Source organism: Croceicoccus mobilis (assembly GCF_001661965.1).
Classification (GTDB): Bacteria; Pseudomonadota; Alphaproteobacteria; order Sphingomonadales; family Sphingomonadaceae; genus Croceicoccus; species Croceicoccus mobilis.
The window spans coordinates 59,085-83,175 of the sequence record NZ_LYWZ01000007.1; the positions used below are offsets into that span (position 1 = coordinate 59,085).

Genomic DNA, 24,091 nt, shown 5'->3' on the forward strand with positions numbered 1-24,091 from the left:
CATGGGCTCCTATCGGCTGCGCTCGATGTTCCGCTCCGGAAGATCCAGAGAGGGGACGGGTCGCATGTTTTCGAGGTTCGCTTTGGGCATCGGCGGGAGGCTGTCGGAGCCCCCTTTCAGATGGTCGGGGACTTTCGGGTCGAAGGTGTCGCTCCGGTCAGCTCGTGCAGCCTTGTCGACTGATTTTTCGCCGATTGCTTCGAGAGCCGCGTGCTTGTCTCCCGGGTTGCGATCGATCGCTTTCAGCATGGCGTCAGGATCGTTGCTGACGATGGTGATGTCCTCACGGACACGCGTGAGCATCACGAGGGCGAGGCGCTCGTTGGTAAGGTGTCGAGAGCGAGAATCGATCTCACCGATTGCCTGGTCGCGGGTGTCGCCCTGGGCCTGGTGCATGTTGATCGCATAGGACAGCCCGAGCCGTTCAAGCATCCGGTCGTTCTGCTTCATTTCGACGATGTCGCCCTTGGCGTTCTCGAACTTGACGATGCCGTCGCGTATCTCGAGGACCTTGGCTTCTTCGGATTTGTTCAGGCCCCGCTCTGCATCCTTTTCGGACCAGCGGATCTTGTCGCCCTCGTAGATCTTCTCTTCGTGCTTTTCGTAGAGGCGCAGATTGTCTTTGGTCTCGCCCGGTCGGATTTTTGATGGGTCGAAGGTACGGATGCGGTCTTTGTGATCCTGCAGCTGCACCCTGCCCTTCTCGTCAGTGCCGGTAACCCTGTAGGTGCCCGGCCGCAGGCCCGGTGGCGTGCTGCCCCGCGATACTTCGAGTAGATGACCTGGTTGGTAGGTCGCTGAGTGCCGGAGATCTTCGCGCGTTGCGTGAGCGGGTAGCAAGGTGGTGAGTTGCAGTCCCTCGCCCCTGAGGACGCCCTCCGCTTTCAGGCCAGCCTGAACGGTGGAGTTCATTTCCGCACGGGCTATCCTGCCCGACGAATAGATTGCAGTGCGGTCCCTATCCTCAGGCGAAAGGGCGAGCCATTTTTCGGCAGCGACCTGCAGATGGTTTGCGCCGCCATTGACGACGCGGTCTCCAAGGGAGCGAATGGCGTCTGTGACATGGCCGGATCGGGCGAGGTCGCCGGCGACAATCATATGCTCTGTCGTCTGACGTTGACTGGTGTCCATGCGAGCCATGTCGGGGTTGTGGCTCTGGACCAGGGCGAAAGCCTTACCGGCTTCAACAGCAAGCAGCTGCTGCCGGTCGCCGATCATGACGAGTTTTTCGACACCGAGCTTGTTGGCGATCGTGGTGACGGCGAGCATCTGCTTGTTGGAGACCATTGAGGCTTCGTCCAGCACGACGATCTTCCCGGCCAGCGCTTCCCGCGATTGCTCGAAGGCTTCGCCTTTCCCGCTCAAGGCACCACGGATATGCTGGTTGACGAAGGATGAGAGGCTTTGCGCTTCGATACCGCCCTGGACGAGCTCGCCCGATGCGCTGCGGATTTTGGTGCCATCGCGCAAGTCGTTGACCATTTTGTTGGCAACGGCGATTCCGATGACCTCTTTGCCTTCTTCGTGAGCCACGCTGGCGATCGCGGAGATGAGTGTTGTCTTACCGGCGCCGGCGACACCTTGAATGACGACAGATCGATCCTGACTGGACAGAGCAAGCGTTCCAGCGGCAAGTTGCTCGCCATTGAGGGCAATGTCCCCCGAGACAGCGTTGAGGCGCTCAGCGGCGCTCTCCGGGGCCACAATGGGTTGCGCCTCTCCCCTGCCAGCATCGATCTGGGCAAGGACGGCGCGCTCTGTCTTCAGATGTTCCGGAGTGGTGAGCAGTTCGACTTTGCCATCGAGCCTGTCGCTGGCGCCAGGCACGAGCTGGCCGCTCTTGATGAGGTCTGACAGGCGGGAGTCGATCTTGTCAGGAGTGACGCCGCTCAGCCCATAGTCGAGCGCCGTCTTTGCCAGCTGGCCCGGGCTGAAGGCTGCCTCGCGTTCTCCAATGCTTCGGATAGCGGAGGCAAGGGCTGCTTCAGTCCGCATTTGAGCCGGCGTCAGCTTTATACGGTTGATGCCGTTGGTGGTTAGTGGATCTGCAGGCTGAAGGTAGGCACCGACTGTTTCACGAATCTCGGACGCGATGGCATTCACGCGGCCGATCGCGCCGATGGGCGCGTCGCGGTTCTGGCCTGATCGTGCGATTGCGGCGTCGACTAGAGCCTGCCCGTCGAACCCGCGGGCGGCGGCGCGCTCTTGCCATTCGGTCCTCAGCTGAGTTTTGTCCTCCGCGTTGAGTTTCGGATCGCGCGTATTGATGACGACGGCGTCTTGTCCCTGCGGTGTTGTGATTCCAAGCTCAGCAGATTTTTCGAGGATCTCTGTTCGACGTTGGCTGAACTCCTTCAGCGTCTCCTTGTCGACACCGCGGATTTCGAACTGACCGTGCTTGCCAGTGATTTCGGTTTGATAACCGAGCTTCTCGATCTCGGCGCGAAGGTAGCCGTGGTAGCGCGATCCTATTTCAGCGTTGTTGGCCCAAAGCTGACGGTTGTGCAGAGCTTGCCATTTGCCGTTGGGCGCTTGGGTGACTGCGGCAACGACAGCGTGAGTGTGAAGTTGTGGGTCGAGCTTACGGCTCGTGTCGTGCTGGAACAGGGCGTAGGTGAGATTGCCCGTCTGGACTGGTTCGCCCTTGCTGTTGCGAGAGTAGTCTCGGGTCTCGGCAAACTTGTTTTGCACATCGATCATCGTGGCGCGGACGGCCGCCAGCTGGGCTTCGCCAAGGCGCTTATCGCCAGTGACGAGCGCGAGGATGCTAACTGATTTTGGAGCGGAGAATGTGAGGTCGGTTCCGTTCTGGCGTTTCTCGCTGGCGTTTATGACGGTTCCGTCGGGCATCTTGCCGTCGAGGACATTCTGGAAGTCGGATTTAGATACCGATCCGTCGAGGCCGAGCCTATCCGCGCCTGCTCCGCCCCACTCGCTATGTTCGGCGGTGTCATCGCCGATGTAATAGTCATCCTGCGCGAAGTAGTGGGCAGCTCCGCCTGCAGAGCCGACAGGGGCGACAGATGCCGTCACAGGCCCATCTCCTGATCGTCGTCGATCGCGATCTCGGGCTCATGGTCTTTGTGCTGGTGGCCGTGCTTTTCTTCGATGCCAAAGCCCTGCCGGGTTTCTCGTTGAATGACGCTTTCCTGGTCGTCGCGGTTGGAGGTGTTGCGATCGGCCGCAGGCTGCTTTGAATCTATCCTGCGCTGACCTTCCACCAGCTTGTCGCGAACGCGCTGCCGTTCCTGCGATTGCTCCTGCTCGCTGGCGTCAGCGTTCGCATAACGCAGCTGTGAACGAAGAGGTTTGCGGTCAGATCCTTTCGTAAAATCGGCCGTGATAGGGCGATCATCCTGGGTCTTCTCGATGGCCTGCTCGCTCTCGTTATGCTGGACCTGTGACCCCTGCTCCACGGCATCGCGCAACAGATCCGCCTGCTGTTCTGCTTCGGACTTCTCGCCCTCCTTCAGATCGAGCTGCTGGATGGGCTCGTTTTCAGGCGCATCCCCTTCTCTGCCGCCCTCCCCCATATCCGCGTCTTCATCATCGTCCGGGGGCGTAAATTCGGCGGCGCGCATCGCCGTGACGCGCTCGAATCCTTCCGCAACTTGCTTGTAATCGCTCCACTCGAGTTTGATCCGCGTAGCGGGGAAACCGTCAGGGAATTTCACGAAGCCGTGCAGCGATGGAAGATTGGTGATGTCATCAGGCATCACGAGGTTTTCGATCTGCTTGCGCGGCGTGATCGTGGAGGCGTCTCGCGTGTTATTGTAGCCATAGGAATAGGCTTCATCCATCTGGCGTACCTCACGGCTGCCGATGTAATCCGAGCAATGCTTTGCGGTCTCGATATCGGCGGTAGCGAGAATGAGTTTGGTACGCGCAAGGGAGGCCAGGTTGATGGCTCCGTTTTCGCCGTAGGTCTCCGCCAGCTTGTCGAATGAGTGCATCCCGAGGACGAAGGCACCGCCGACCGCACGAGCGGTCTGGAGGCCATGTTCGATGGCGGGAAGTCGGTGCAATGCGTGAACCTCGTCGAGGAGGAACCATGTGCGAAGATTGCGGGTGCGGCCCATGCGAAAAAGGGCGTTGACCGCGAGGTCCATCCAGAGCGTGAGCAGAGGACGGTTAAGCACAAGATCGGTATGGCTGGACGTGATAAAAAGGATCGATCCTTCCTTGACGTCCTCGGTCATCCAGCGGTTGATTGAGAAGCCGGGATCGCCGTCGGGCGGTTCGGGCAAAAAGCGCATTGCATTGGCGTTTGCGGTGAAGGTCGCGCGGATGGATTCCGCCATCTTGGCCGCCTGGGTCGCGACGAGTGAAGCGGCGGCAGTTCCTTCGAGCTGATCGCTGATCGACTTGAGGTTCGCCTGCATCAGATAATAGGCCAGGCCACCATTCGAGCGGACGCCCATTTTGACCATCTTCATGCACATTTCGACGAAGAGCAGGCGCGCTGCTTTTTGCCAGAAGTCATCTTCGGCATTGTGGCCGGTCGGGATGAGCGCATTGGCCGCGCTCATGAAGTCTGCGTAGGTGTCGCAGTCGTTGAAAATGGTCCACGGTTGACACCGTTGATCCATCGGATTGAGGATCACGTCAGTCTTGGGATTGTAGAAGCTTTCGACGAAGCTTCCGGTTAGGTCGAAGATCACGCAGCGATGGCCGCGACGACGGGCTTGAACGACAAGCTTTTTGAGCTCGGTTGTCTTACCTGCGCCGGTCGTACCGATGAGCATGGCGTGGCTTTGCTCAAGCCGCCAGGGATAGGGCAAAGTAGCGAACTGGTAGGGAACGTGCAGCCCTGCCCTCACACGGTCTCTGACGGGCATCTTAAGCACTGCCGAGGGATTGAGTGGCGGCTCATGGCGGGCGCAGTCTGAGGCGTGTTCTTTCGCGTTGTGTTGGGCGATATGCTCGATCAGTATCGGGCGATCGACGAGGATGGCCCCGCGCTCGTGACGCTCCTTCAAAATCTCGCTGCCGCGACGACGGGAATAGTCGACAAACCAGATGGTGAGCGGGACGCAAATGAAGGCTGCAGCAATGGTTGAGGCGAGCGTGATTTTCTTCGCGGTTGCCCATGCTGCTTCGACTGCCGGATGATGTGGCACCCACACCATTTTTCCTTGCACGACAGAGCTGTCCGGCAGGGTCAGATTGACGGTCTTTTCAGCGTTCAAGCCGACCCAGTTCCAGAGGGTTGCAAGAAGGCGCATGAGGGCCAGCTGGATCTCGTGTTCGCGGAAGTATGCGAAGGCGAGAACGCACAGCATTGTAAGGGCCGTGAAGAACCATATGAGGAGGGGCAATCGGACCCCTGCCCAGGTCATCATAACCTGATGGTGAAACAACTGCGATCCGCGCGTGAAATTGTCCGAATTTCGGACGACTTTTCCGCGTGCCGAAGCGTGTTCGAGCGTGGCAGCTTTCTTGCTGAAACGGATATCGTCAGCCATGAAATTCGCCCAGGTTGCGGATGGCCATATCGAGGACCGGCTCAGCGTCGTCGGGGAAGTTTCGCTCAACGAGGAGCGAGAGCGCGAGCTGGGTATGCTCTGCGATCGTGATGAGACGCCCGATGTCGGGAGTGATATTTGCTTTGATTAGAGGAAGAGCGAGGCGAACGCAGGAACGAACGATTTCCGCGCGCGAGACATCCTTCGCTGAAGCGAGGTTGTCGATCTCTTCCATGAGCGGGCGTGGGAATTGAATCCCTACAGCGCCGCAATTCTGTTTGGTCATGTCACACACCTTCGGCAGGTGCGTGAGCGACTTATCGAGCGGCCAATATAGCACGTTAGCTGCATGTAGCAACGCGTATTGTGCAGCTAGATGCAGCTAGGGCTACCCGTCGGTTTTTACAGGGAAAAACGTCCTCTATGGGCGACGTAGCTAGATATAGCTAAGGAGCAATATCGCTAACCTGCTGAAAAGGCAGTTAAAAGACCAGCGGCGTGCCGCATAGGGTGTGCATAAATCAGGAACTTCATAGCCTGTGCTATGTGTTCCTTCAGAACTTCAGTTCTGGGAGGTGTAAGAGATACCTGTGGCAACAGGTCGGACGATAGTCCGCACGGGTCGCAGGGCCGTTCCAGGGCGGGCCAAAGGCCGTCCATAGCCGCAGGCCAGGACGGACGGCCTGCCCCTGCCCCGGCATCGTCTTGGGGTAGAAAAACCGTGTGCGGTTTTGGTCCCGAAAGCCGGATGGTAGCCCGCATGGGGCGAGACAGGCCGCAGGCCTGGCTCGATTTAGCTTAGCCCGCCGGTCGCCCGAAAAGGGTGGCCGCCGGGCTTAGCGATACTCAGCCGCGGTCCGGAGGCGCAATTGCGCCGCAGGATGAGCAAGCTGATCCAACACCAGAAAACCTGCCAGCAGCTTGCAGAAAAAGAGCCTCAGAAAAGGCTCGAAAAATGATCGGAAATCCGTATGGATTTGAACCGCAGCGGGCGATCAAAATGGAGAATGGAAATGGTGTCGAAAGTGGAGCGCGAAAGAGCAGCGCTTGAACAGGCCGAACAGGACCTTGCGGAGCGCAAGAGACGGCTCGCGCAACTTGAGAAAGAAGAGGCTGAAAAGCAGCTTCAACAGCTGGTCAAAAAGGTTGGCCACGAACGGGCTGTGCGCCTGTTGGAAATGGCGGTTTCATTGAAACCGAAGGTGGCGTTGGAGCTGCTGGAAAAAGGGGGCGCTGTCCCGCCAGTTTCGGCAGGTGAAGAGGGCGCTTGATGAGGAGGCTATCAGCGCGGGCTTTTGCGCTTATAGCTTGGGAAGGCTGCGCTCCTCGACGTCTCGTTTGAGAATGTCAGTGATGCGCTCAAGTTCCGAGATAACATCGTTGAGTTCGAGGGGCGCAGCCTGGGCATAGTGGATGAGGAAGTCAGACAGGTTCATTGTCCAGTGCGGCGCGGTCAGGCCGGAGAATTGGGCGAGTGCCGGGAGCCAGAGGTGAACCTTCATGTCACCGTCGATATCGGGTCGCATGACCGGAGGGTGATCTTCGAAGATGTCGGAGAGGGTTTCGCAGATTTGGGTGACCTGATCGGCGTCGAAATGGTCGCTGAATGCCCAGTCGGGTTCGATGGGTGCGTCGGCGAACGCGCGGTCGCGGATGACTCCGGGAAGCGGGAAGGTTTCTGCTGACGATGACATGGTAAGGACGACCTCCGGAAGGCAGCGATAATGAGGGGCGCGAGGCCCCTCTAGCGGCGTCAGTATTCGTCGTCCATCTTGCCGACGGTGGTGTAAACGACGCTGTCGATCAGATGGTTCGGAAGGTTGCCGTAATCACCTTCTTCAAAGACGCTGTAGGTGTAGTCGCTGTTCTCGATGACATGGACGTCGAAGAAGGTGTGATAGGAGCGGCGTTCGGCTTCCATGATTTTCTCATCGAGGCACAGCGAGCGCGCCTGAATCATGTCGTGGGTGAGAACTTTGTGGTCGGCGTTATGGATGGTGCGATACATTGGGTGCTTCCTGTCGTTGGCGGCTCGTCCGCCATGCCATGTGAAAGCGCGCCGGCAGGGTGCAGGTCACCGCCCAACGGGCGGCTTGATTGCTAATTTTCGAGTGGTGCGGGAGGAGCTTGCGACGACCCGGTCGGAAATTAGTAATTGACCTGTGCCAGGCCGGTGGGCTCATGGCGATGGTGGCGGACGGGCCATCGGCGGGAGGTGCCCTGTCCATGTCGCACCAGCTGCTGGCCGCGAAGTTTTGGGACGCAGGTTGGCGCGCTCGCGTCTTGCATGAGAAAGGGTGCCGCGACGGTGGTCCGCCGGGCACCCTTCCCCATGTTACCGAAGCGACGGGAGGCTATTCGTCTTTCGGCAAGGTGTAAGGCTCGAAGGGGCCCTCGGTCTGAGCGAGACAGGGTTTGCAAACGCTGTTGCCAGTGGCGGGATCGACCGAGAATTCATGCCCGCGCCCGGTAACGCAGTTGCCGGGAAATCCTTCATCGAGAACGGGCTTGGTGACGGCGCGCGTTTCTATATCGATCCGCTCGAAGACGAAGTCGCCTTCGTGTTCGCAAGCGGCGCACGTTTCATGATCGTAGACGCAGGTGAGTTCCCAGCGCTGTGTGTCTGGGTTCCAGCTCGCACAGGCGTCCTTCAGGACTTCGTTGCCGCCGCATTTCGGGCAGCGCATTTCTATCCGCGTTTTGGCGGGCGGTATGCTGTCGGTCATTGCCATTCCAGTTCGGGCTGCTGCTCGCCGCAGTCGAGGAATGCGAATTGAGCGAAGTTGTTGTAGACGGCTTCGATCTGCGCGGAATCGAAGGCGGCGAAGACAGCGGGGTTCTGCAGGAGAGTGCGCAGCTGGTGCATCGTGATCGAGCGTGTCTTGCGGGGATCGATGCCAAGGGCGTGAAACGCCTTGGCGGCAAGATCCTCGGCCATCGTGAACGTGTTCGTGAACGCGATGTGGTTGCTTACGCGAAGGACGATACTGCTGGTCGGTGTCACCCTTTCGACGCGAAGAGAACGGCCGAGCCATTGCGCCTCCTCGACTACGGCGATGACGTCAGCGCGGAAGTCGAGAGCGGTAGCGAAGGCGGCGAGAGGAACGCCATTGGCATTGACCTCGAAGTGATATGCGGTGCCTTCGATTTCGCCGGGATCGGGATCGATCGGAATTCGCTGATACTGCATGAGACGGCGGAAGGCTGCGAGCTCGCGGGCAGTCAGGACAGCGGGGGTCGAGTGCAGCTTGGTTTCGGTGTCGATCACGCGGAAAGTGGTGAACATCTTTGCCTCCATCGTTGTTCGCCAATCTCCCTCCCCCTCCTCTTTCCGGGCAGACCTTCTGGTCGCCCGGATCAGGCGTCGTGAGGCGTTGAAAGAGGTTCCTGTGGGTGCTTGGGTGCTCAGGAACTGGGGCCGTGACCGAGAAGGTGGTCCATGCGGCCCACCGGGGCCGCTCCTGCCCTCGCCTCAAGCGCGTCAGAGGATCGGCGGCGATGCCAGCCCGGACCGAATGGTCCATAGCTGGCGAGCAACGCCGACCGGTCCCGGGCGCACGGCACACCGAACGAAGCTGAGGCGAACGTATGTGAGCGAAGCCAGTGAGGGAGTGCCGGTGCCTGCGCGCTGCTGCTGATCCACGCTGCCGCCGCACGACGGCGGCTCGACCTGTCGGAGATCGCAAGGCAGGCGCGCGTAGATGCCAGCGAGCTGCGAATGCAGCCATGCTGGCGAGCAATGCGCGCCGGTGATCGGTCGAGGCAGACCGCGCGAAGCCGAAGCGGACGGATGTCCGCTAGGCCAGCAAGGGACTGCCGGGACAGCGCGCGACGGATCGGCATCGATGCGGCCCACCGGGGCCGCCCCCGCCCTCGCCTCAGGCGTGAGAGAGGATCGGCGGCGATGCCAGCCAGGACCGAATGGTCCATAGCTGGCGAGCAGCGCCGACCGGTCCCGGGCGCACGGCACACCGAACGAAGCTGAGGCGAACGCATGTGAGCGAAGCCAGTGAGGGAGTGCCGGTGCCCGCGCGCTGCCGCTGATCCACGCTGCCGCCGCACGACGGCGGCCCGACCTGTCGGAGATCGCAAGGCAGGCGCGCGGTGATGCCAGCGAGCTGCGAATGCAGCCATGCTGGCGAGCAAGGCGCGCCGGTGGTCGGTCGAGGCAGACCGCGCGAAGCCGAAGCGGACGAATGTCCGCCAGGCCAGCAAGGGACTGCCGGGACCGCGCGCGACGGATCGGCATCGATGCGGCCCACCGGGGCCGCTCCTGCCCTCTCGTCATGCGCTACGCAGGATCGGCGGCGATGCCAGCCAGGACCGAATGGTCCATAGCTGGCGAGCAACGCCGACCGGGCTGTGTTATCTCGTGTTCGGTAGCAGGATGTTGTCCGCGTAGGCCCATGCGAGGATCTTGTCTGATCCGCTGTCGCTGATCGCGTCGCCGGATATATCGCGCCAAGGCGAATTCGGGCGGTATGCTGGCATGTAACGCGCTGTGATGACCTCGATCGCGCAGCAGTTATAGGAGCTAGGTCTGATAGCCAGTACCGGGCGATCGTTTTCGGGTACGGCATCGTTGATATTGGTGACGGTCAGGGCGGCGTACCGGAGGGTGAGTTCGGACATTGGACGTCTCCGATCAGGCTGCGAGTGGAATGCTGGCGGCGATTTCGGCGCGCTGTGTTTCGAGGGTCGCGATGTGGTGGATGTAAAGTTCACCGAAGGCGATGTTTTCCGCCAGATCGTCGTCTTCCTGCAGGATGGCGAATGCGGTTTTCGCATCGAGGGCGTCGAGGTCGAGGGCGTCGATGAAGCGGTCGCGGCGCTCAGCGTGGCGCTTGAGCTGGTCGAGCTTTTGATTGGCGCGAGCGATATCACGCTCGGCGAAGAGGCCGAAGTCGGTCATGTGTCAGATCCTTTTTGAGAGGCGGTGGGGCGACGCTTGCGCGCCGCCCGTCCGGTGTCGGTCAGATGAACTCGACGTTGTCGGCGATGATCTCGCAGCCGTAGCGGTCGTTGCCGTCCTGGTCTGTCCACTTGGTGTAGTGGATGCGGCCGGAAACCGCGAGCTGGTCGCCCTTCTTCTTGTGCTGGCGCGCGCCCATGCCGGTGCCGTTGAAGGCGGTGATCTTGTGGAACTCCGCGTCTTTCAGCGGGTAGCCGGTTTCGGGGTCCTTTTCGACCTTGTTATCGCGGATGCGGGGGCGTTCGGTTACCAGGACCATCTCGGTTACCTTGGTGTTGCGGCTGTCGCGGGCGATAGGATCACGAGCCAGGCGGCCGACGAGGTTGACGTTGTTCATTTCTAAAACTCCCGTTGTTTCGGCGGACCGTCCGCCGGTGCCCTTAACGAGCCCCGCCGGGAGGGATGGGACACCGCGACGCAGGAGCGGGGAACCTCAAAAGTCGAAGTGGTGCGGGTAGTGAGCGCAGCGAACGAACCCGGTTCGATCTTTTGGGGTTGGCCCTAAGCCCGACCAGAGGGGCAGGGGCACTTGGCGGCGGACGTCCTGACGAAGCAGCGGGCGGTTTTTGCGGGAAATGAACCGATAGGAAACCGAAGTCGGTTGCTCTGGCCGGGATACTCCCGCGACGGCCCTGCAACACCAGCATTTACCGACTGGCCCGGCCGAACGTCTTTCCGCAGACGCTTATTGATGGCAAGGTCGAAACCCGAACCGGCCCGTGAAATCGCAATGGAGTTCCCAAGGAGCCTGTTTCGGCATGGGCCGGTGTGCGCCAGGACCAGAAGGGCTCGCCGCGGTTACTGGTTCCAGCCATGCCAGTGGACGGTAGGCAATGACCGTGTGCGGCTGTTGGTCCATCGCTCGTCGGGTTCACTCCGATGCCGGCAGGCGTGCAGGCGTTGCCCTACTGCCTGATGGGCTGACACGTCGGATTGATGGCTTTGCGGTGCTGAATCTCGCTCTCCCGCTTGCTCAATTCGACGGCTCCCTCTCCTCTTTCCGGGCGGACCTGTTGGTCGCCCGGATCAGGCGTCCTGAGGCGTTGCAAGATGGTCCTGTGGGAGCGCGGGTGCCTCGGAACTGAGGTCGTGACCGAGAAGGTGGTCCATGCGGCCCACCGGGGCCGCTCCCGCCCTTGCCTCAGGCGTGAGAGAGGATCGGCGGCGATGCCAGCCAGGTGCGAATGCACCGCGCTGGCGAGCAGCGCCGACCGGGCCCGGGTGCACGGCAGACCGAACGAAGCTGAGGCGAACGCATGTGAGCGAAGCCAGTGAGGGAGTGCCGGTGCCCGCGCGCTGCTGCTGATTCACGCTGCCGCCGAACGACGGCGGCCCGATCCGTCGGAGATCGCAAGGCAGGCGCGCGGCGATGCCAGCGAGCTGCGAATGCAGCCATGCTGGCGAGCAATGCGCGCCGGTGATCGGTCGAGGCAGACCGCGCGAAGCCGAAGCGGACGAATGTCCGCTAGGCCAGCAAGGGACTGCCGGGACCGCGCGCGACGGATCGGCATCGATGCGGCCCACCGGGGCCGCTCCTGCCCTCTCGTCATGCGCTACGCAGGATCGGCGGCGATGCCAGCCAGGACCGAATGGTCCATAGCTGGCGAGCGGGCGCCGACCGGGCAGGTCAGCTAGGCGGTGACCAGTAGCCCGGAGCGGTTTCGGTGTAGCCACGCACGGTGAGAAAGGCTGCCACTTCGCGTTCGCCCAGATTGTAGTTCCGGCTGCGGTTTGCCTTGTCGTCGGTGATGAAGGATGCTCGGGCGCTAATTGCCTTGTTGATCTCGACGAAGTCCGGAGCCTGTCGATTGGAGCGCATTCCTTCAGCCGAGATCATCACGACATCACTGGCATCATAGCGCCCTGAATTGGCCCGATCACCAGCTGCAATGGCGTAAGCGCGGGTCGAACTGCTTGCACTTCCGCGACCTATGAATTTTGTGCTGCGAGCCGCCTTGGCCTGATCCTTGTGAAAAAAGCGCGTCTTGCGGGTGGAGTTGGACAGATCGATCATAAAAGCCTCCTGAAATTGAATTCTCTCATCTGGCTGACGAAAGTGATGCGCAGGGGACGCGGACGTAAGGTTGTCAGGGATGACCGGAGGGAACCGGCTTGCCGGGCGACGGGGGAGCCGATTTTCGAGGAACGAGAAAATTGGGGGGACCGGCGATCCTTGACGGCCGCTAACGGCCCAGCGTCATACTATGGCGATGCTGAGTTCTTCAGCCACGGAGATGAGAGAGTAATATGGTTCCCGCCCCCGACGCGCAGCTAGGGGTTAACAGCGGGAACACTCCCAGTCTTGAAGCCGGTTCGTTGGCCCTGTTCGGGTGAGGAGATGGCTGTCAGGGATGGTCGCGCAGCGGCCACCGCATCGCGGGCGGCGAAGCCGATCCTTGACCGGCAGCGACGAGGCGAATGGGCCGGGTTGAACGGCGGAAAGCCCCGACCGCGAACGCCTTCCCGAAGGGATATAAGGCGCGTTCGCGGGTAAGGCCGTCACCCTTGCGAAGCGGGTTACGGAGGGGAGTTGTCGGTTGGTGCTCGGCTTGAAGCACCGCGAGACCGGCAGGTGCTTTTGGCACCGTCGCCGGGCCGCCGTGCAGGGCGCAAGCGGTCGTTGGGAGCAAGTCACCGCAAGGCGAAGCGAACGATCGTGACCCGAATGGGCCGAGACCTGCTTGCAGGGCTCGGTGGAGCTCGGTGACGATGGCCCTGGCTCTGCCAGTGCCGAGGAACCTAGCGGAATAGAGCGCGGTCCCGGTCGCGTAGCGGACACGGGATGCGGCATGATCGTTGATGCTGACCGGGGAGCGGCGCTCAGTTGAGGGCGTTGCTTATGGCAACGACAAGCGATCCGACGATCAGGGCGATGGATACGGTCCATCTGATCGATGAGGCTTCGCTTGTGAGCTTGCTTTCAAGCGCGTTGATGCGTTCGATGAGCGGGGCATTCGCTTCGGATATTTTCATCGCGATGTGGCCCTCCAGTTCGGTTACGACAGCTTCAGCGTCGTCTGCGGGAATTTTAGCACGGCGGAGGGCTGCGAACAATCGGATCTGAATTCCCATGATGATGCCTTTCGGTGGGAGTTGATGGTCACTGGACGACTGCGAAGGGAACGAGCGTTTCGTCGGTGCCGGGGTCGCGGGCGATCCGCGCGCGGACCATCTGGTCGACAAAGCGCGGATCGATGCACTCGGCTAATGGGATACCGCCACCTGCGTTGGCCAGTTTGGCGCAGTGCATGGCGGTCCAGTCGATCTTTGCGAGAATGTGTGAAGCGTCGCTGGTGAGCCATTCGAAACATTCATCACCGAGGAGTTCGCGGGCGTAATGCTCGACATAGTCGGGTAGGGCGTCGGCGAACGTATCGTTGCGACCAAAATCGGTGCAATGGCGGCGAACCTTTAACAGGCGAATGTCGTTGCCGTCATTGTCGCTGGTTGTGGCGAGGGTGATCTCGACGGTGGGTCCGTAACCTGGTGCAGCATTGCAGCGTTCGGTGAGGAGCAGGCTCCAGCTCCGCCAATACGCGGAGAAGTGAAAGCGGGCGCGGCGGTGGGGTGAGTTAGTCATGTCGATAGCCTCCGGTTGTTCCCTGAAACGGGAAGTGAACGCCTTCACCCTCCCCCTCGTCTCCCGGCCATTGGGCCGGCGTCCCAATCGCGCCGAAGGGGTTCGATGCCCCTGAGGCGCGCCGTGTTGGAAAAAAAGAGAAGAGGAAGTGAGGCTCCGGCGGATGCCGGAGCCTCACGGTGGGCGTTATGCCCACATCTTCGACTGTTCGGTCTGCGCCATCTGATCCTTCAGGCGACGGACGTGCAGCGGTACGCCAGCGGCGCGCAGGCGCTGGGCGAGGTTCGACTGGATGCCCGATCCTTCGCAGACGATCGCTTCAACCGGCTGCAGCTTGACGAGCTTCTCGTTGCGGAGGAACGGCGCGCGATTGCCGTGCGACCGATCCGGCATGAAGGCGACGGTATTGACGCCGTTCTTCTGGGCCCATGACGACGCCATGCGATCGACGCCCTTGCGCATTCCGGTCGTGCCAAGGACCATGTTCGGGATGCGAGCCTTGATATCGTCGAGGATTTCCCAGATCATTTCGTAATCGTGCCAGCCTTCCTGACCGCCGGAGACGACCACCATCGGTCCTTCGGGAGCCAGACGGTCACGCTTCTGCTTGGCGCGGGCCGCGAGGTAGTCACGGCCGTTGACCTGCGAAGCGGTGACGCCGTTGTTGCTGACCTGCGATCCGCGGGTTGCCGTCCATGCCCGGCCAGTCTCGACGTGGTAGACGTCCGAGGCGTGGTCGCGCATTGCTTCCAGCGATTCCCGGCATCCCTGCAGGGTCTGGCAGTGCTCCTGCGTTTCCTCGAGCTCGACGGCATAGATCTCCGAGGGGTCGAAGTGACGGACCAGCTCACCCAGCTTCTTGGCAGCGTCGTCTTCGCGACGTTCGACTATGCGGGCGGTCATGTGGAACGAATTGACCATGCCCCAGGCGATCTGCTGGGCGAATTCCTCCATCCTCGTATCCTTCAGGACATCGAAGATCGTTCCGATCGCGAGTTCGACGGCGCCACGAACCATGTCAGCATCCGGCATGTCGGCAGCCATCGGCTCATCGACCATGCTCAGCTTGGCCATATCGGTATGTTCGATAAAGGCGCCATCATAGGCTTCAACAGTGTTTTCGCGGGCGTCAGCCATCTGGATGCGTGCAGCAGCGAGATCAGCGAAGTTGTTGAAAGTAGTCATAAAAGCCTCCGAAAGTAATCGTCCCCACCATTGGGAACAGCCATTCGGGATCAGTCGGGAGGCGTGCAGTCAGGGACGGGCGCGCTTGCGCGGCCGCCGCCCCAGCGGGCGCGGGGGAGCCGATTTTTTCGGGCTTCAGCTTGCTGGAGCGCGGGAAAATTGGGGGGACCGCGATCCTTGACGAGCGCCGAAGACTGATAAGTTTCGGCAGGTGTTCCTGTGTGTGTGTGTAGAGTTGTGAGCGCCCCTGAGCGTGAGAGACGGGCGCGGACGAGCCAGCCTGCTGGATCGCCCGCCCGGCCCAGCGACAGGGTTGCCGGCGGCGGCGGGCTTTAGTGGATCTTCAGATCCACTTGCCCGGGGTCGCCGGTGCGCGAACTCATCCAGTCTTGAAGCCGATTCGTCGGCACTGGTCGCTGAAGGAGCTGGCTGTCAGGGATGGTCGCGCAGCGGCCACCGCATAGCGGGCGGCGAAGCCGATCCTTGACCGGCAGCGACGAGGCGAATGGGCCGACCTGGCCAGCGGCCAGTAATCGGCGGAAAGCCCCGTCCGCGAACGCCTTGCCGAAGGACAAAGGCGCGTTCGCGGGTAAGGTCGTCACCCCTGCGCAAGCGGGTGACGGTCATGCGTTCGACATATCGGGAACGGTTGGCACCGCGTGACCGGCAGGTGCTTCTGGCACCGTGGCCGGGCCGCTGTGCTGGGTGAAAGCGGACCTAGAGAGCAAGTCACCGCAAGGCGAAGCGAACGATCGTGACCCAAATGGGCCGAGACCTGCTTGCAGGGCTCGGTGGAGCCTGGTGACGATGGCGCTGGCTCTGCCAGCGCCGAGGAACTGGGCGGAATAGAGCGCGGTCCCGGCCGCGAAGCGGACACGGGATGCGGCATGTTCTGCGAAATCGGTTGTGCGAGGTTGTCATCTCTTGACGTGGCGTTCTGGCAATGTTCCACGCAACGGATGGGCTCAAAGAGACTTGATACGGTTGCCGACCTCGTTCGCAACGGCTTGAATGCGAAGATCGAGTGTAAGCACTGTCGGCGCGTGGTGATTCTTTCATCGGTGAAGCTCCGCGACGAATGCTTCGCCCGTTCGGTGTCGATGCGGCTGACTACGGTCGCGCGGCACATGAGGTGTCTCTGTGGCCATCGCGGCGCGTTAATTCGTCCTACCGGTATATGACTTCCACGCCGCGCTGCTGCAGCGCTTTGTTGGGATTGACCCATGCGATGATTGAATCCGAACCGCCACTACAGGAACGCATGAGCTGCTCGGCTGCCAGATAGTTTTCGGCCGTCACGATGTAATACCGGGATGCGGCGGGACCATTGAATTCGGCGTTCAAATCGTCGGCTTTGGTCTTGGCCGCACCCGCGTCGATACCGTTTTCGATGACGGGATTTCTGACATTGTCATGTGCGAAATTGTCGGTGGGGATGACTGGTTCTTTTCCCTTTGGGTCTGCGTCTTGGCGGCGCAGGATGGGCAGGCAAAAAAAGGCCCGCCTCGCCGGGGGAGCGAAGCGGGCCGAGCTGGGCCGGTGCGACGGGAGAGCACACCGGCCTTCGGGGGCATCGTCAGGCGTCAGCGGCCTCTTTCGTCTTGGCACCGCTCTTGCTCTTCGGGGCGGGCGCCGTGCTGTCGCCGAGGCCGTCGCCGGCGGGCGCGGTGTCGTTGCCGGTCGGGGTGTCGTCAGTGGCGTTCAGCGGCGGCAGGCTGTCTTCGCCAGCCATCGCGGCCGGCAGGGTGCGCTTGCGCTGCGGGCGGCGCCAGGCGACGTTGTAGCTGCCGTCGTTCTGCTGGAACATTGCGACATCTACCGGTTTTTCCAAAGACGGGTCATCGATGCGGCCGCTGAGGAATACCTCGCCGGTGTCGTTGGAGTGGTATTCCCACACCGCGCCGACCTTCACCCAGCTGCGGCGGTCCGAAGAAAGCGCCATGATGTCGTAGGCGGGCGCGCGCTCGTTGTTTGAGCTGACTTCGCGCAGCGCGATCGTGATGCTGAAGGCCAGGGTGGTCACGCGGCCGATGAGGATGCCGTCGTCGTTCTGCTTGATGGAACCGATGTTCATGGGGTGTTCTCCTGATGTCGTTCCGAACCCGATTGTCCGGACACATCATTCCCCTTCCCCCTCCCCACCCGGCCGCAGGCCGGAGCGCGCGAACGCGCGCAGCCGCGCGCCCGATAGGGCAGCGCGTCAGTTCCTTGTGGCGCTGATGGTTGGTGCAAAAAGAAACCCCGCCAGCCCGGTAGGGCGGCGGCGCGCAGTGTATTACGCCTGGGAGGTGGCGGGCAGTAGGTTTAGAGTTCCAGCAGGTGGTCGAGGATGACAGATGAGATCGCGTTTGCGGTAGCGATGTCTTCACTGGCTATGGAGGTGTCAGATTTAATGACGGATGTCACATTACGCGGGTTTTCCCGCGCTTCTTGAAGTTGCAGTGCGTGAAATCGGTCGGCGGCATGGATGCAGGCGGCGGTGATGAGCATCGCGAAGAAGTGCTGGCGCTCGCTCTTCCTATGACTGTGAATTGTGAAATTCGAGAGGTTCATCGCGATGGTTATGTCGTCGTCGCTGATGGTGTTTTCCCGTTCCAGGATGAACGACGCATCGGACGCGTCCAAGTTGTCTCCCGCGCTGAGCAGGACTTTGCGGCGTGGGTCGAGCGTGTCGATGAAGTCGTCGGTTGCCTGAAGGATCTCGATATTGCTCTCGGTGTTCGCGAACAGGCGTTGGTTGGATTTTCCTCCGCAATATTGGTGGAGCAGCTGGAGGTAGATATTGGCATCGTAAGTCGGTGCGAATTCGCTGAGGCCGACCCATCCGCGACTGTTGAATTGGGTTATGAAACGGGCATCGACAGGGCGCGGTAGATCGATTTGTGCTTCAGGGAGTTGGTCCAGGCGTGCGGCTTGATCGGAACCTTCTTCAGCCGGATTGAAATCGGGATGGTTTGGCGCGATCGGAGCGGTCCAGTTCACGCCGCCTGTTGCTGTGTAGATGAGCTGGCATGGTGCGGGAATGAGTTCGAGCTGCCCAGCGTTGATTTGGGCGCCTGCGAGGATTTGAGCCTTGCGGTGCCCGAAGATGATGTATTCGAATCCTTTGTCGATCGCGCCCATCATTCCGTGGTCGTTGTAGGAGGGGCTATATTGAGCAACTAGATCTGTCATGGCTGCGTAGAAGCCGTCGAAATCTTTGGCCCATTTGGGTCCACGCTCGACCTCAATCTGGAGATCGACGTCGCCGACGGTAGGCTCGTTGCGCATGACGCTGCCGTAGAGATAGACGCGTTCGACGGTGATATCCCTGTCAGGATCGGCGTTTATCGTTTTGATATGCTCGATGAGTTTTGCGAGAGTGTCGCGGGCCCTTTTAACGGGTTGTTTGGTGACGCTGCGTGATCTGGCGACAGCCAGGCCGACGTCGGTAAGCGCGTATTCGTCCGGATCAATGAGGTCTGTTGCGATCGCTATTTCATAGGCGTGTCCGCCGTGAACGATAGAAGGAAAGATCGACTTTTGTTGCAGGAAACGTCCTGGGTGATTTCCCTTCGAGAAGGCGCGCAGTGCCGTTTTCATGGTTGTGGCGGGCACGCCAAGGATCCGGTGGCCGCGGGGGAAGGTGAGCGCCATGTGAGTAGTCCTTTCTGGGGTTCTGACTGAGTCAGTGAGCCTCCTCCCCCTCTTCACCCGGCCATTGGCCGGATAGCCCTCAGGGCTTAGTCACGATCGACGGACGTGGCTTTGCGGGCTTTTAGTTCGGCGATGATCTTCTCGGTGAAGCGTGGGGACAACCGTCCGTGGATGTAACCGGGCTGGTCCATCAAAGGGCGAATGTCATATCCAGGGAAGGTGAAGCGGTTGAATTCCGTGACGACGATTGAGCTGTCGTTGGAGAGACCTGCTGCGGATGCGACGGGGTCCGGGAGCTTGATCGCTCCCTTGGTCTTTTCGCCTTTGGTTGTGATCGCGAGAACGCGGTAGACGTTGCCGATTACGCCGGCGACGAGAACGTAGCGTTCCTTCACGCCTTCGTCGCGCCCTTGGGCCTGTTCTGATTTGAAGAGGTAGACGTACCGGATTATGTCGCCGCGCTTGGGCCGCTCAATCGTTCCAGCGGTCATCGGCGAGTTCCTGCGGTGTTGGTCGACCGGCATCGAAGGCGGCGAGATCGTCGTCGGTCATGTCGGCGGCCGCCACGGCTTCGATGTTCATGTCCTTCAGGAGCTGGCCCCTGGCAGCCGCTTCAAGGTGCCGAAAATATTCGCTATCCGCGATGATGTGGCGTTCGCGGCCGTGGCTGGTGAGAACTACAGGCTGGCGACTGGCGAGATCGAGAAACTCGCCGGTGTTGTTGTGGAAGCGGGTGAGCGGAACCTTGGGGTGATCGATCTGATGTTCGGTGGCGGGCATTTCGAGCTCCTTTGAGCTATAAATAGCAATAATTGCTAGAATGGCAATTATCGGTCACGCATTTTCGAGTTCCGCTAGGACGGTCTCGACGTGGACTGGCGGGACGAACCAGGCACGGTATTTCGGTTTCCAGGCTGCGCGTCCTTTGAGGATGTCGGCAACGAGGTCGGCTTGCTCCGATCGAGGCGGGCTCCAGACCGAAATGTCGCCGTTTTCGAAACGGGTTATCCAGACAGGGCCGAGGCTCGTTTCGATCTGTGATTTGTCGCTCATGGAGCAGATGTTTGCTGCGGCGCCCATTATCGTCAAGCTTTCCGGGCAAGCCTGGCTGATTTCAGGTGATATGCGGTGATGGCATTGTTTTGCCGCGCTAGTTTGCGTTCGAGAGCGGCAAGCTCATTGTGACGCTCTCCCAGCTTCGTGGTTGTCCAGTGTCGATAGGAGTTCTCGTGTGCGCTGGTCCAGCTGGTCGAGTGCCTGCCGTGGGTATACGGCAGGGCTTTGCTGGACCGGACAATGGATTCGGCTTCGCGTTGGGCGGCATTGCGGATCATCAGAATACGGCTCGCGGTTTCGTCCCGGCGTTGTCGCATTCGCTTCAGGTCGGGCTGTGTCACAGCGACCACCGGGGAGCAGTGAGCCATTCGGGCTCGTCGGCGGCGATGACTGCAGGGGCGTTCGCGGCCTCCCGGGGAGTGAACACCGTGGCGTCAGCGAGGCGGCCAAATCCTGTTTCGTTGTTCCAGAAAAGGAGGCCGTCTTCGGCATCGCGCGTGGTTAGCACGAGCGGACGATCGTCTTCTGAAACGGCGTGTTGGAGTTCGCGGTCGAGCATGTGGCTCGTTGAGCGGAAGAGAACGTCGTCCTGTGTGACGATAACATATCCGCCGCCGAGTTCGTCGGGACGAAGTTTCGAGCAGGTGAATGCGTAGGCGAAGCCCGTGGGCAACGCGCTCGGAAGGGCGGTGTCGCGTTGCCCTTAAATCTGAGACACGACGCGTTCGGGGATATTTTTTGCCCTTAATTATGAGATTCCACTGCCATCGCGCCTATGCTTTTCGCGCGCTGCCGGGCGATGTAAACAACCGCGGCAAGCAGACGTGGCTCCTTATCGAAGGCGCGCAATAGAGCAACCCTTGCATAGTCGTCGATGCCGGAGCTTGAGATGGCCGCTTTGACCAGTGGACGGGATTGGGCTGCATCAATTGCAGCAAGGCCAAACAGCCTTACTTCCAGCCTGTGGCCCTGAAGAGCGTATAACGGATCTCCGCGGAAGGCCTTTAATGATATGGCAAAGGTGACCGCGCGCATTGCGCGCCGAAATTGCTTGGAGCTGCGTAATCGCGCGGCGTATTCAAGCCGCGCGGCGCCGTTGCGCGCACGATTTATCAGCTTTTCGGGCATCTGTTCGCCACTGGCCTTGCCGAGCGTCGGCACAAGTCTCGTCCCACAAACCTGGCAGTCGAATGCCCAGGCTCGCCTCCAATGCTTGAGCGAAAGGCCCTCTCTGGAACATTGCAGGCAATGCTGGAATGGTATCTGGGCCGTCAGCGAGGCTTCTCGTGTCGTCATTGCTGGGAAGGTCAAAGATCGCACAACATCTGGGTCAATCCGTGCGGCGTTGGCAATCTTCGCCGCCGCAGCCGCGTCGACGTTGAAGTTCAAGGCGGTGCCATGCGCGGTATCGATTCTGAGATGAGCCAGTAGTTCCGCATCATCACAGTAGTTGGCCGCCGCCAGCCTAGACAACCAACCTGACAACAACTCGTCGGGCAGCGGCGCGACAGTCTTGGGCAGCGGGTGCGGCTTCACACCCCGGACTTCTCGAGCCGCCGATGGGGGGTTCGCATGGCGCGACCAAACCGGCGTCCATTTTGCGATTGCGTCATCGGTGATGCATTCATCACCTGTGACAATGGCGTCGATGGAAAGATCCTTGATCAGGGCGAAGATGCGCGAGGTCACCCCGCCGGTCAGCGCAAGTATCTGCTTTAGTGACTTGACCTTCAGATTGGATTTCTTCTCGAGGGGCATTGCCGCGATGAGTGTCTGGATCATGTCCGAGAACTCGGCGTCGTCGCGCCAGTTTGGAAGGTGATGTTCGTCCAGCCGCCTGGCAAGCTGGATATCACCACGGATGGCATCGACGGCCTCGCTGACCCCCAGGCAGACCAGCGACACTTCGAGTTCATTGCTGAGATACCGCAGAACATTGAGAAAGCGGCGCTGTTCGCGGTGGGTCCCGGCCAAGAGGTTGTGGACTTCGTCGATCATGATCATCCGCAGGCCAAGGTCGCGCAAGAGCGCGACGACACGGACTTCGAGGGAGGCCACATTTTGAGCGCGCGCGCTCAGTGCCGTGGCCGGTGCCCCGACGGTCGCCAGGATGTGCAGATAGAACCGTCGTTCGTCGGGAGCTGGTGGTGCTTGTAACAGTAACAGCGGCGTTCGCGTAATTCCCGATGCTGGGTCATATTCCGGTGCATATCTGCGCGAAAGATTGCGGGCGATCATCGTCTTTCCGATCCCGGACGCGCCATGCACAAGAAGGCCAGGCATACGGGTTTGCCTTGGCGCTTCGATCATACACTGCAAACGGTCCAGAACTTGTTCGGCCCGCGGAAAGCCAATCCAGATATCCGATTGAATGAGGGTGATCCGACCGTCTTCCTCTGTTTTTCCTGCCCTCAATTCACCATCTCTCCACCTTGAACAATGGGCGCGATGTATCACCCGTATCGATCGCGCGCAGCCCTTCGGTTGTTGAGACGGCCGAGTTGGCGCCCTCCAATGTCCCTTTTCTTTCACGGGATCGGCGTTCGGCCCTCGTCAGGCTCCGGCTTTCAGACTCGATTTGGCGTTGCTGTCGGATCAGCTCAGCCAGGACCAGCTCATTGGACCCGGACTTGCCAAGGGCACGGGCATTCCTCATGGCTTCGCGATATTCCCAGAGCGACACAGGCGGAATTTCCAGGTTTCGGTACCGAGCTTCGACGTATCGGTCATTATCCAGTTCGACCCAGATCACCGAGAGGTCGCGAGGGTCGTAGCGGACGACCACCTTTCCATCCCCGCGCCCGATGTGGCCTGCAAGCGCATCGGACCAGTACCGTATCTGGAACAGATGGATGCCGTCACGCCTGACCTTGCGCAGTTCACTTGGCAGAAAGCTCACCCGAAAGGCTTCAATCTCGAAGGGGATATCGCCCATCATTTGCTCTGAGAGCGCCTCCCATTTGGCAACGGGCGTGCAGCCAAGACTTGAATGAATGCTGTTGTTGTAGCGGCAGATTTCCAGAGCAAACCAGCGATCGAAGTCGCTTAAGGTCATCGTGGCCATGCCCTCGGCGTCATAGTCGCCCTTGGCCACGACCGAGGATTGCGTTGTTCCAGGCAACAGGTGCACGGCCCCCATCATCGTGCCGATCAATCGTTCGATGTGCCCTCCGAAATGAGGACTGCCTGGCGGCCGATAGACCAGATCGATCCCCCATTCTGCACATGCCGACCGAAAGGCATGCGACCGGAAATCGCGCCCGTTATCGACGTGGATGCTATGCGGTTTACCCTGCGCGGGCCAAGGAACATTGCGCACCAATTCCGCCAGAAGTTCCGCCTTGGGGGCCACAGCCTGTGTCAGGCAAAGCGCCACCGACAGACGCGAAGGTGCCTCGAGAGAGGTGTAATATCCGGTCACCATCCGCGTTGCGACGTCGATCGCCAGCGTGACCCAAGGCCGCCCAATTGGTTTGCGTTCAAAACTGTCGACGAGAATGATGTCCGCAGGCGTATGGTCGATTTGCACGACCTCCAGTGGCCGGTTTGCCTTGTTGTCGCCTACGACCGGCGCAAATTTCTGGCGGGCCGCCTTTGCGCCTTCGCGTGCCTTGGCAATTTCACGGGCATCCATTGCATCCAGCCTGCGCTGAACCGTCCGACGTGTCGGCGGTTGCAAGCCCTGCTGCCAGCACGCGCTTCGGATTTCTGTCACGATGCGCGACAGGCTTGGGCGTTCCCGCCGTAAGAAATAACGGCGAAGATGTTCTTCGATCACCGCTTCCACCTTGCCGGATATCAAGGTTGTACCAGTCGGGCGGCCCCGTTTCCGAGAAGCCAGCGCGCTGGTGCGCCCACCCTCTTCGGCCAGACGCTTTATCCAGCGCCAGACAGTCGCCCTGCTGACACCAAGCTCCCAAACGGCGTCATTGATGCCACTTTCCAGACTGCCAGTTCCTTTGAGATATGCCTGAACAAGCGGACGCAGAACGGCCGCCCTGCGCGCCTCCTCAGCACCAGCGGCAACGAAGTCTTCGCGATCATCATCCATCAATATTTGCCACACGAAGCTGCGAACCCTGTCTCAGGTTTAAGGGCAAAAATATCGGATTTAAAGGCAAAATATCATATTTAAGGGCAAAGCAAGGCCGTTGATTTCGTTGGATTTCTCATCTCACAATTAAGGGCTACGCGACA

At 60.5% G+C, this 24,091-nt stretch carries 25 protein-coding genes; 1 reads left to right on the forward strand and 24 read right to left on the reverse strand.

The annotated features are described in order from the left end of the window. Nucleotides 1-9: 9 nt before the first annotated feature. From mobF to A9D13_RS02260, 3 genes are read right to left on the reverse strand one after another with little or no spacing between them, the layout of a single operon-like run. A complete protein-coding gene (gene mobF / locus A9D13_RS02250; protein ID WP_066769603.1) occupies nucleotides 10-3,033 on the reverse strand; it encodes a MobF family relaxase in 3,024 nt (1,007 codons plus the stop codon). Beyond that, nucleotides 3,030-5,465: a type IV secretion system DNA-binding domain-containing protein gene (locus A9D13_RS02255; RefSeq protein ID WP_066769606.1), complete on the reverse strand. Its 2,436-nt coding sequence runs from the start codon at nucleotides 5,463-5,465 to the stop codon at nucleotides 3,030-3,032. The genes mobF and A9D13_RS02255 overlap by 4 nt, the downstream gene beginning before the upstream one ends. Then, on the reverse strand, nucleotides 5,458-5,751 hold the full coding sequence (locus A9D13_RS02260) for a hypothetical protein (RefSeq protein ID WP_156521880.1): 294 nt from the start codon (nucleotides 5,749-5,751) through the stop codon (nucleotides 5,458-5,460). The genes A9D13_RS02255 and A9D13_RS02260 overlap by 8 nt, the downstream gene beginning before the upstream one ends. Nucleotides 5,752-6,436: 685 nt before the next feature. On the opposite strand from A9D13_RS02260, the gene A9D13_RS02265 reads away from it, so the two are divergent. Beyond that, complete coding sequence (locus A9D13_RS02265; protein WP_156521881.1) at nucleotides 6,437-6,736, forward strand: hypothetical protein; 300 nt, start codon at nucleotides 6,437-6,439, stop codon at nucleotides 6,734-6,736. A 30-nt stretch (nucleotides 6,737-6,766) separates the two neighbouring features. Here A9D13_RS02265 and A9D13_RS02270 read toward each other — a convergent pair whose 3' ends face one another. From A9D13_RS02270 to A9D13_RS02380, 21 genes are all read right to left on the reverse strand, one after another. Continuing rightward, entirely contained in the window at nucleotides 6,767-7,159 is a 393-nt protein-coding gene (locus A9D13_RS02270; protein WP_066769613.1) for a hypothetical protein, read from the reverse strand. Between the two features lie 59 nt (nucleotides 7,160-7,218). Beyond that, nucleotides 7,219-7,473: a hypothetical protein gene (locus A9D13_RS02275; RefSeq protein ID WP_229665566.1), complete on the reverse strand. Its 255-nt coding sequence runs from the start codon at nucleotides 7,471-7,473 to the stop codon at nucleotides 7,219-7,221. 346 nt (nucleotides 7,474-7,819) lie between these two features. Beyond that, the gene (locus tag A9D13_RS02285; protein WP_156521882.1) at nucleotides 7,820-8,191 is read right to left on the reverse strand and encodes a hypothetical protein; all 372 of its coding nucleotides are present in this window, start codon (nucleotides 8,189-8,191) and stop codon (nucleotides 7,820-7,822) included. Further along, nucleotides 8,188-8,763, reverse strand: a complete 576-nt coding sequence (locus A9D13_RS02290; RefSeq protein WP_066769621.1) for a hypothetical protein — start codon at nucleotides 8,761-8,763, stop codon at nucleotides 8,188-8,190. The genes A9D13_RS02285 and A9D13_RS02290 overlap by 4 nt, the downstream gene beginning before the upstream one ends. Nucleotides 8,764-9,830: 1,067 nt before the next feature. After that, entirely contained in the window at nucleotides 9,831-10,097 is a 267-nt protein-coding gene (locus tag A9D13_RS02295; protein WP_066769623.1) for a hypothetical protein, read from the reverse strand. A gap of 13 nt (nucleotides 10,098-10,110) precedes the next feature. Continuing rightward, nucleotides 10,111-10,377: a hypothetical protein gene (locus A9D13_RS20370; RefSeq protein WP_156521884.1), complete on the reverse strand. Its 267-nt coding sequence runs from the start codon at nucleotides 10,375-10,377 to the stop codon at nucleotides 10,111-10,113. 61 nt (nucleotides 10,378-10,438) lie between these two features. Then, nucleotides 10,439-10,774, reverse strand: coding sequence for a single-stranded DNA-binding protein (locus A9D13_RS02305; RefSeq protein WP_066769628.1), 336 nt, complete (start codon nucleotides 10,772-10,774; stop codon nucleotides 10,439-10,441). A 1,290-nt stretch (nucleotides 10,775-12,064) separates the two neighbouring features. Beyond that, nucleotides 12,065-12,451, reverse strand: a complete 387-nt coding sequence (locus A9D13_RS02310; RefSeq protein ID WP_066769630.1) for a hypothetical protein — start codon at nucleotides 12,449-12,451, stop codon at nucleotides 12,065-12,067. A gap of 806 nt (nucleotides 12,452-13,257) precedes the next feature. Beyond that, nucleotides 13,258-13,509 carry a hypothetical protein gene (locus A9D13_RS02315; RefSeq protein ID WP_156521885.1) on the reverse strand — a complete coding sequence of 84 codons (252 nt, stop codon included), beginning with the start codon at nucleotides 13,507-13,509 and terminating at the stop codon, nucleotides 13,258-13,260. 28 nt (nucleotides 13,510-13,537) lie between these two features. Next, nucleotides 13,538-14,065: a hypothetical protein gene (locus tag A9D13_RS02320; protein ID WP_156521886.1), complete on the reverse strand. Its 528-nt coding sequence runs from the start codon at nucleotides 14,063-14,065 to the stop codon at nucleotides 13,538-13,540. A 138-nt stretch (nucleotides 14,066-14,203) separates the two neighbouring features. After that, a complete protein-coding gene (locus A9D13_RS02325; RefSeq protein WP_066769638.1) occupies nucleotides 14,204-15,202 on the reverse strand; it encodes a DUF2493 domain-containing protein in 999 nt (332 codons plus the stop codon). A gap of 1,167 nt (nucleotides 15,203-16,369) precedes the next feature. Then, a complete protein-coding gene (locus A9D13_RS20375; RefSeq protein WP_156521887.1) occupies nucleotides 16,370-16,546 on the reverse strand; it encodes a hypothetical protein in 177 nt (58 codons plus the stop codon). A gap of 232 nt (nucleotides 16,547-16,778) precedes the next feature. Then, complete coding sequence (locus A9D13_RS02340) at nucleotides 16,779-17,276, reverse strand: DUF736 domain-containing protein (protein WP_066769651.1); 498 nt, start codon at nucleotides 17,274-17,276, stop codon at nucleotides 16,779-16,781. 230 nt (nucleotides 17,277-17,506) lie between these two features. After that, complete coding sequence (locus tag A9D13_RS02345; RefSeq protein ID WP_066769653.1) at nucleotides 17,507-18,838, reverse strand: nucleotidyltransferase domain-containing protein; 1,332 nt, start codon at nucleotides 18,836-18,838, stop codon at nucleotides 17,507-17,509. Nucleotides 18,839-18,924: 86 nt separating this feature from the next. Then, entirely contained in the window at nucleotides 18,925-19,329 is a 405-nt protein-coding gene (locus tag A9D13_RS02350) for a hypothetical protein (protein WP_066769655.1), read from the reverse strand. Next, nucleotides 19,310-19,618, reverse strand: a complete 309-nt coding sequence (locus A9D13_RS02355; RefSeq protein ID WP_066769657.1) for a type II toxin-antitoxin system Phd/YefM family antitoxin — start codon at nucleotides 19,616-19,618, stop codon at nucleotides 19,310-19,312. Before A9D13_RS02355 ends, A9D13_RS02350 begins: the two co-directional genes overlap by 20 nt. A 54-nt stretch (nucleotides 19,619-19,672) precedes the next feature. Beyond that, nucleotides 19,673-19,891 (reverse strand): hypothetical protein, encoded by a 219-nt coding sequence (locus A9D13_RS02360; RefSeq protein WP_156521888.1) that lies wholly within the window; start codon nucleotides 19,889-19,891, stop codon nucleotides 19,673-19,675. 32 nt (nucleotides 19,892-19,923) lie between these two features. Further along, nucleotides 19,924-20,172 carry a hypothetical protein gene (locus A9D13_RS20380; protein WP_156521889.1) on the reverse strand — a complete coding sequence of 83 codons (249 nt, stop codon included), beginning with the start codon at nucleotides 20,170-20,172 and terminating at the stop codon, nucleotides 19,924-19,926. Between the two features lie 59 nt (nucleotides 20,173-20,231). Further along, nucleotides 20,232-20,567, reverse strand: a complete 336-nt coding sequence (locus A9D13_RS02365) for a hypothetical protein (RefSeq protein ID WP_066769659.1) — start codon at nucleotides 20,565-20,567, stop codon at nucleotides 20,232-20,234. A 71-nt stretch (nucleotides 20,568-20,638) separates the two neighbouring features. After that, nucleotides 20,639-22,426: a TniB family NTP-binding protein gene (locus tag A9D13_RS20925; protein ID WP_216635479.1), complete on the reverse strand. Its 1,788-nt coding sequence runs from the start codon at nucleotides 22,424-22,426 to the stop codon at nucleotides 20,639-20,641. After that, the gene (locus A9D13_RS02380) at nucleotides 22,311-23,945 is read right to left on the reverse strand and encodes a Mu transposase C-terminal domain-containing protein (protein ID WP_024099411.1); all 1,635 of its coding nucleotides are present in this window, start codon (nucleotides 23,943-23,945) and stop codon (nucleotides 22,311-22,313) included. The genes A9D13_RS20925 and A9D13_RS02380 overlap by 116 nt, the downstream gene beginning before the upstream one ends. Between the last annotated feature and the right edge of the window lie 146 nt (nucleotides 23,946-24,091).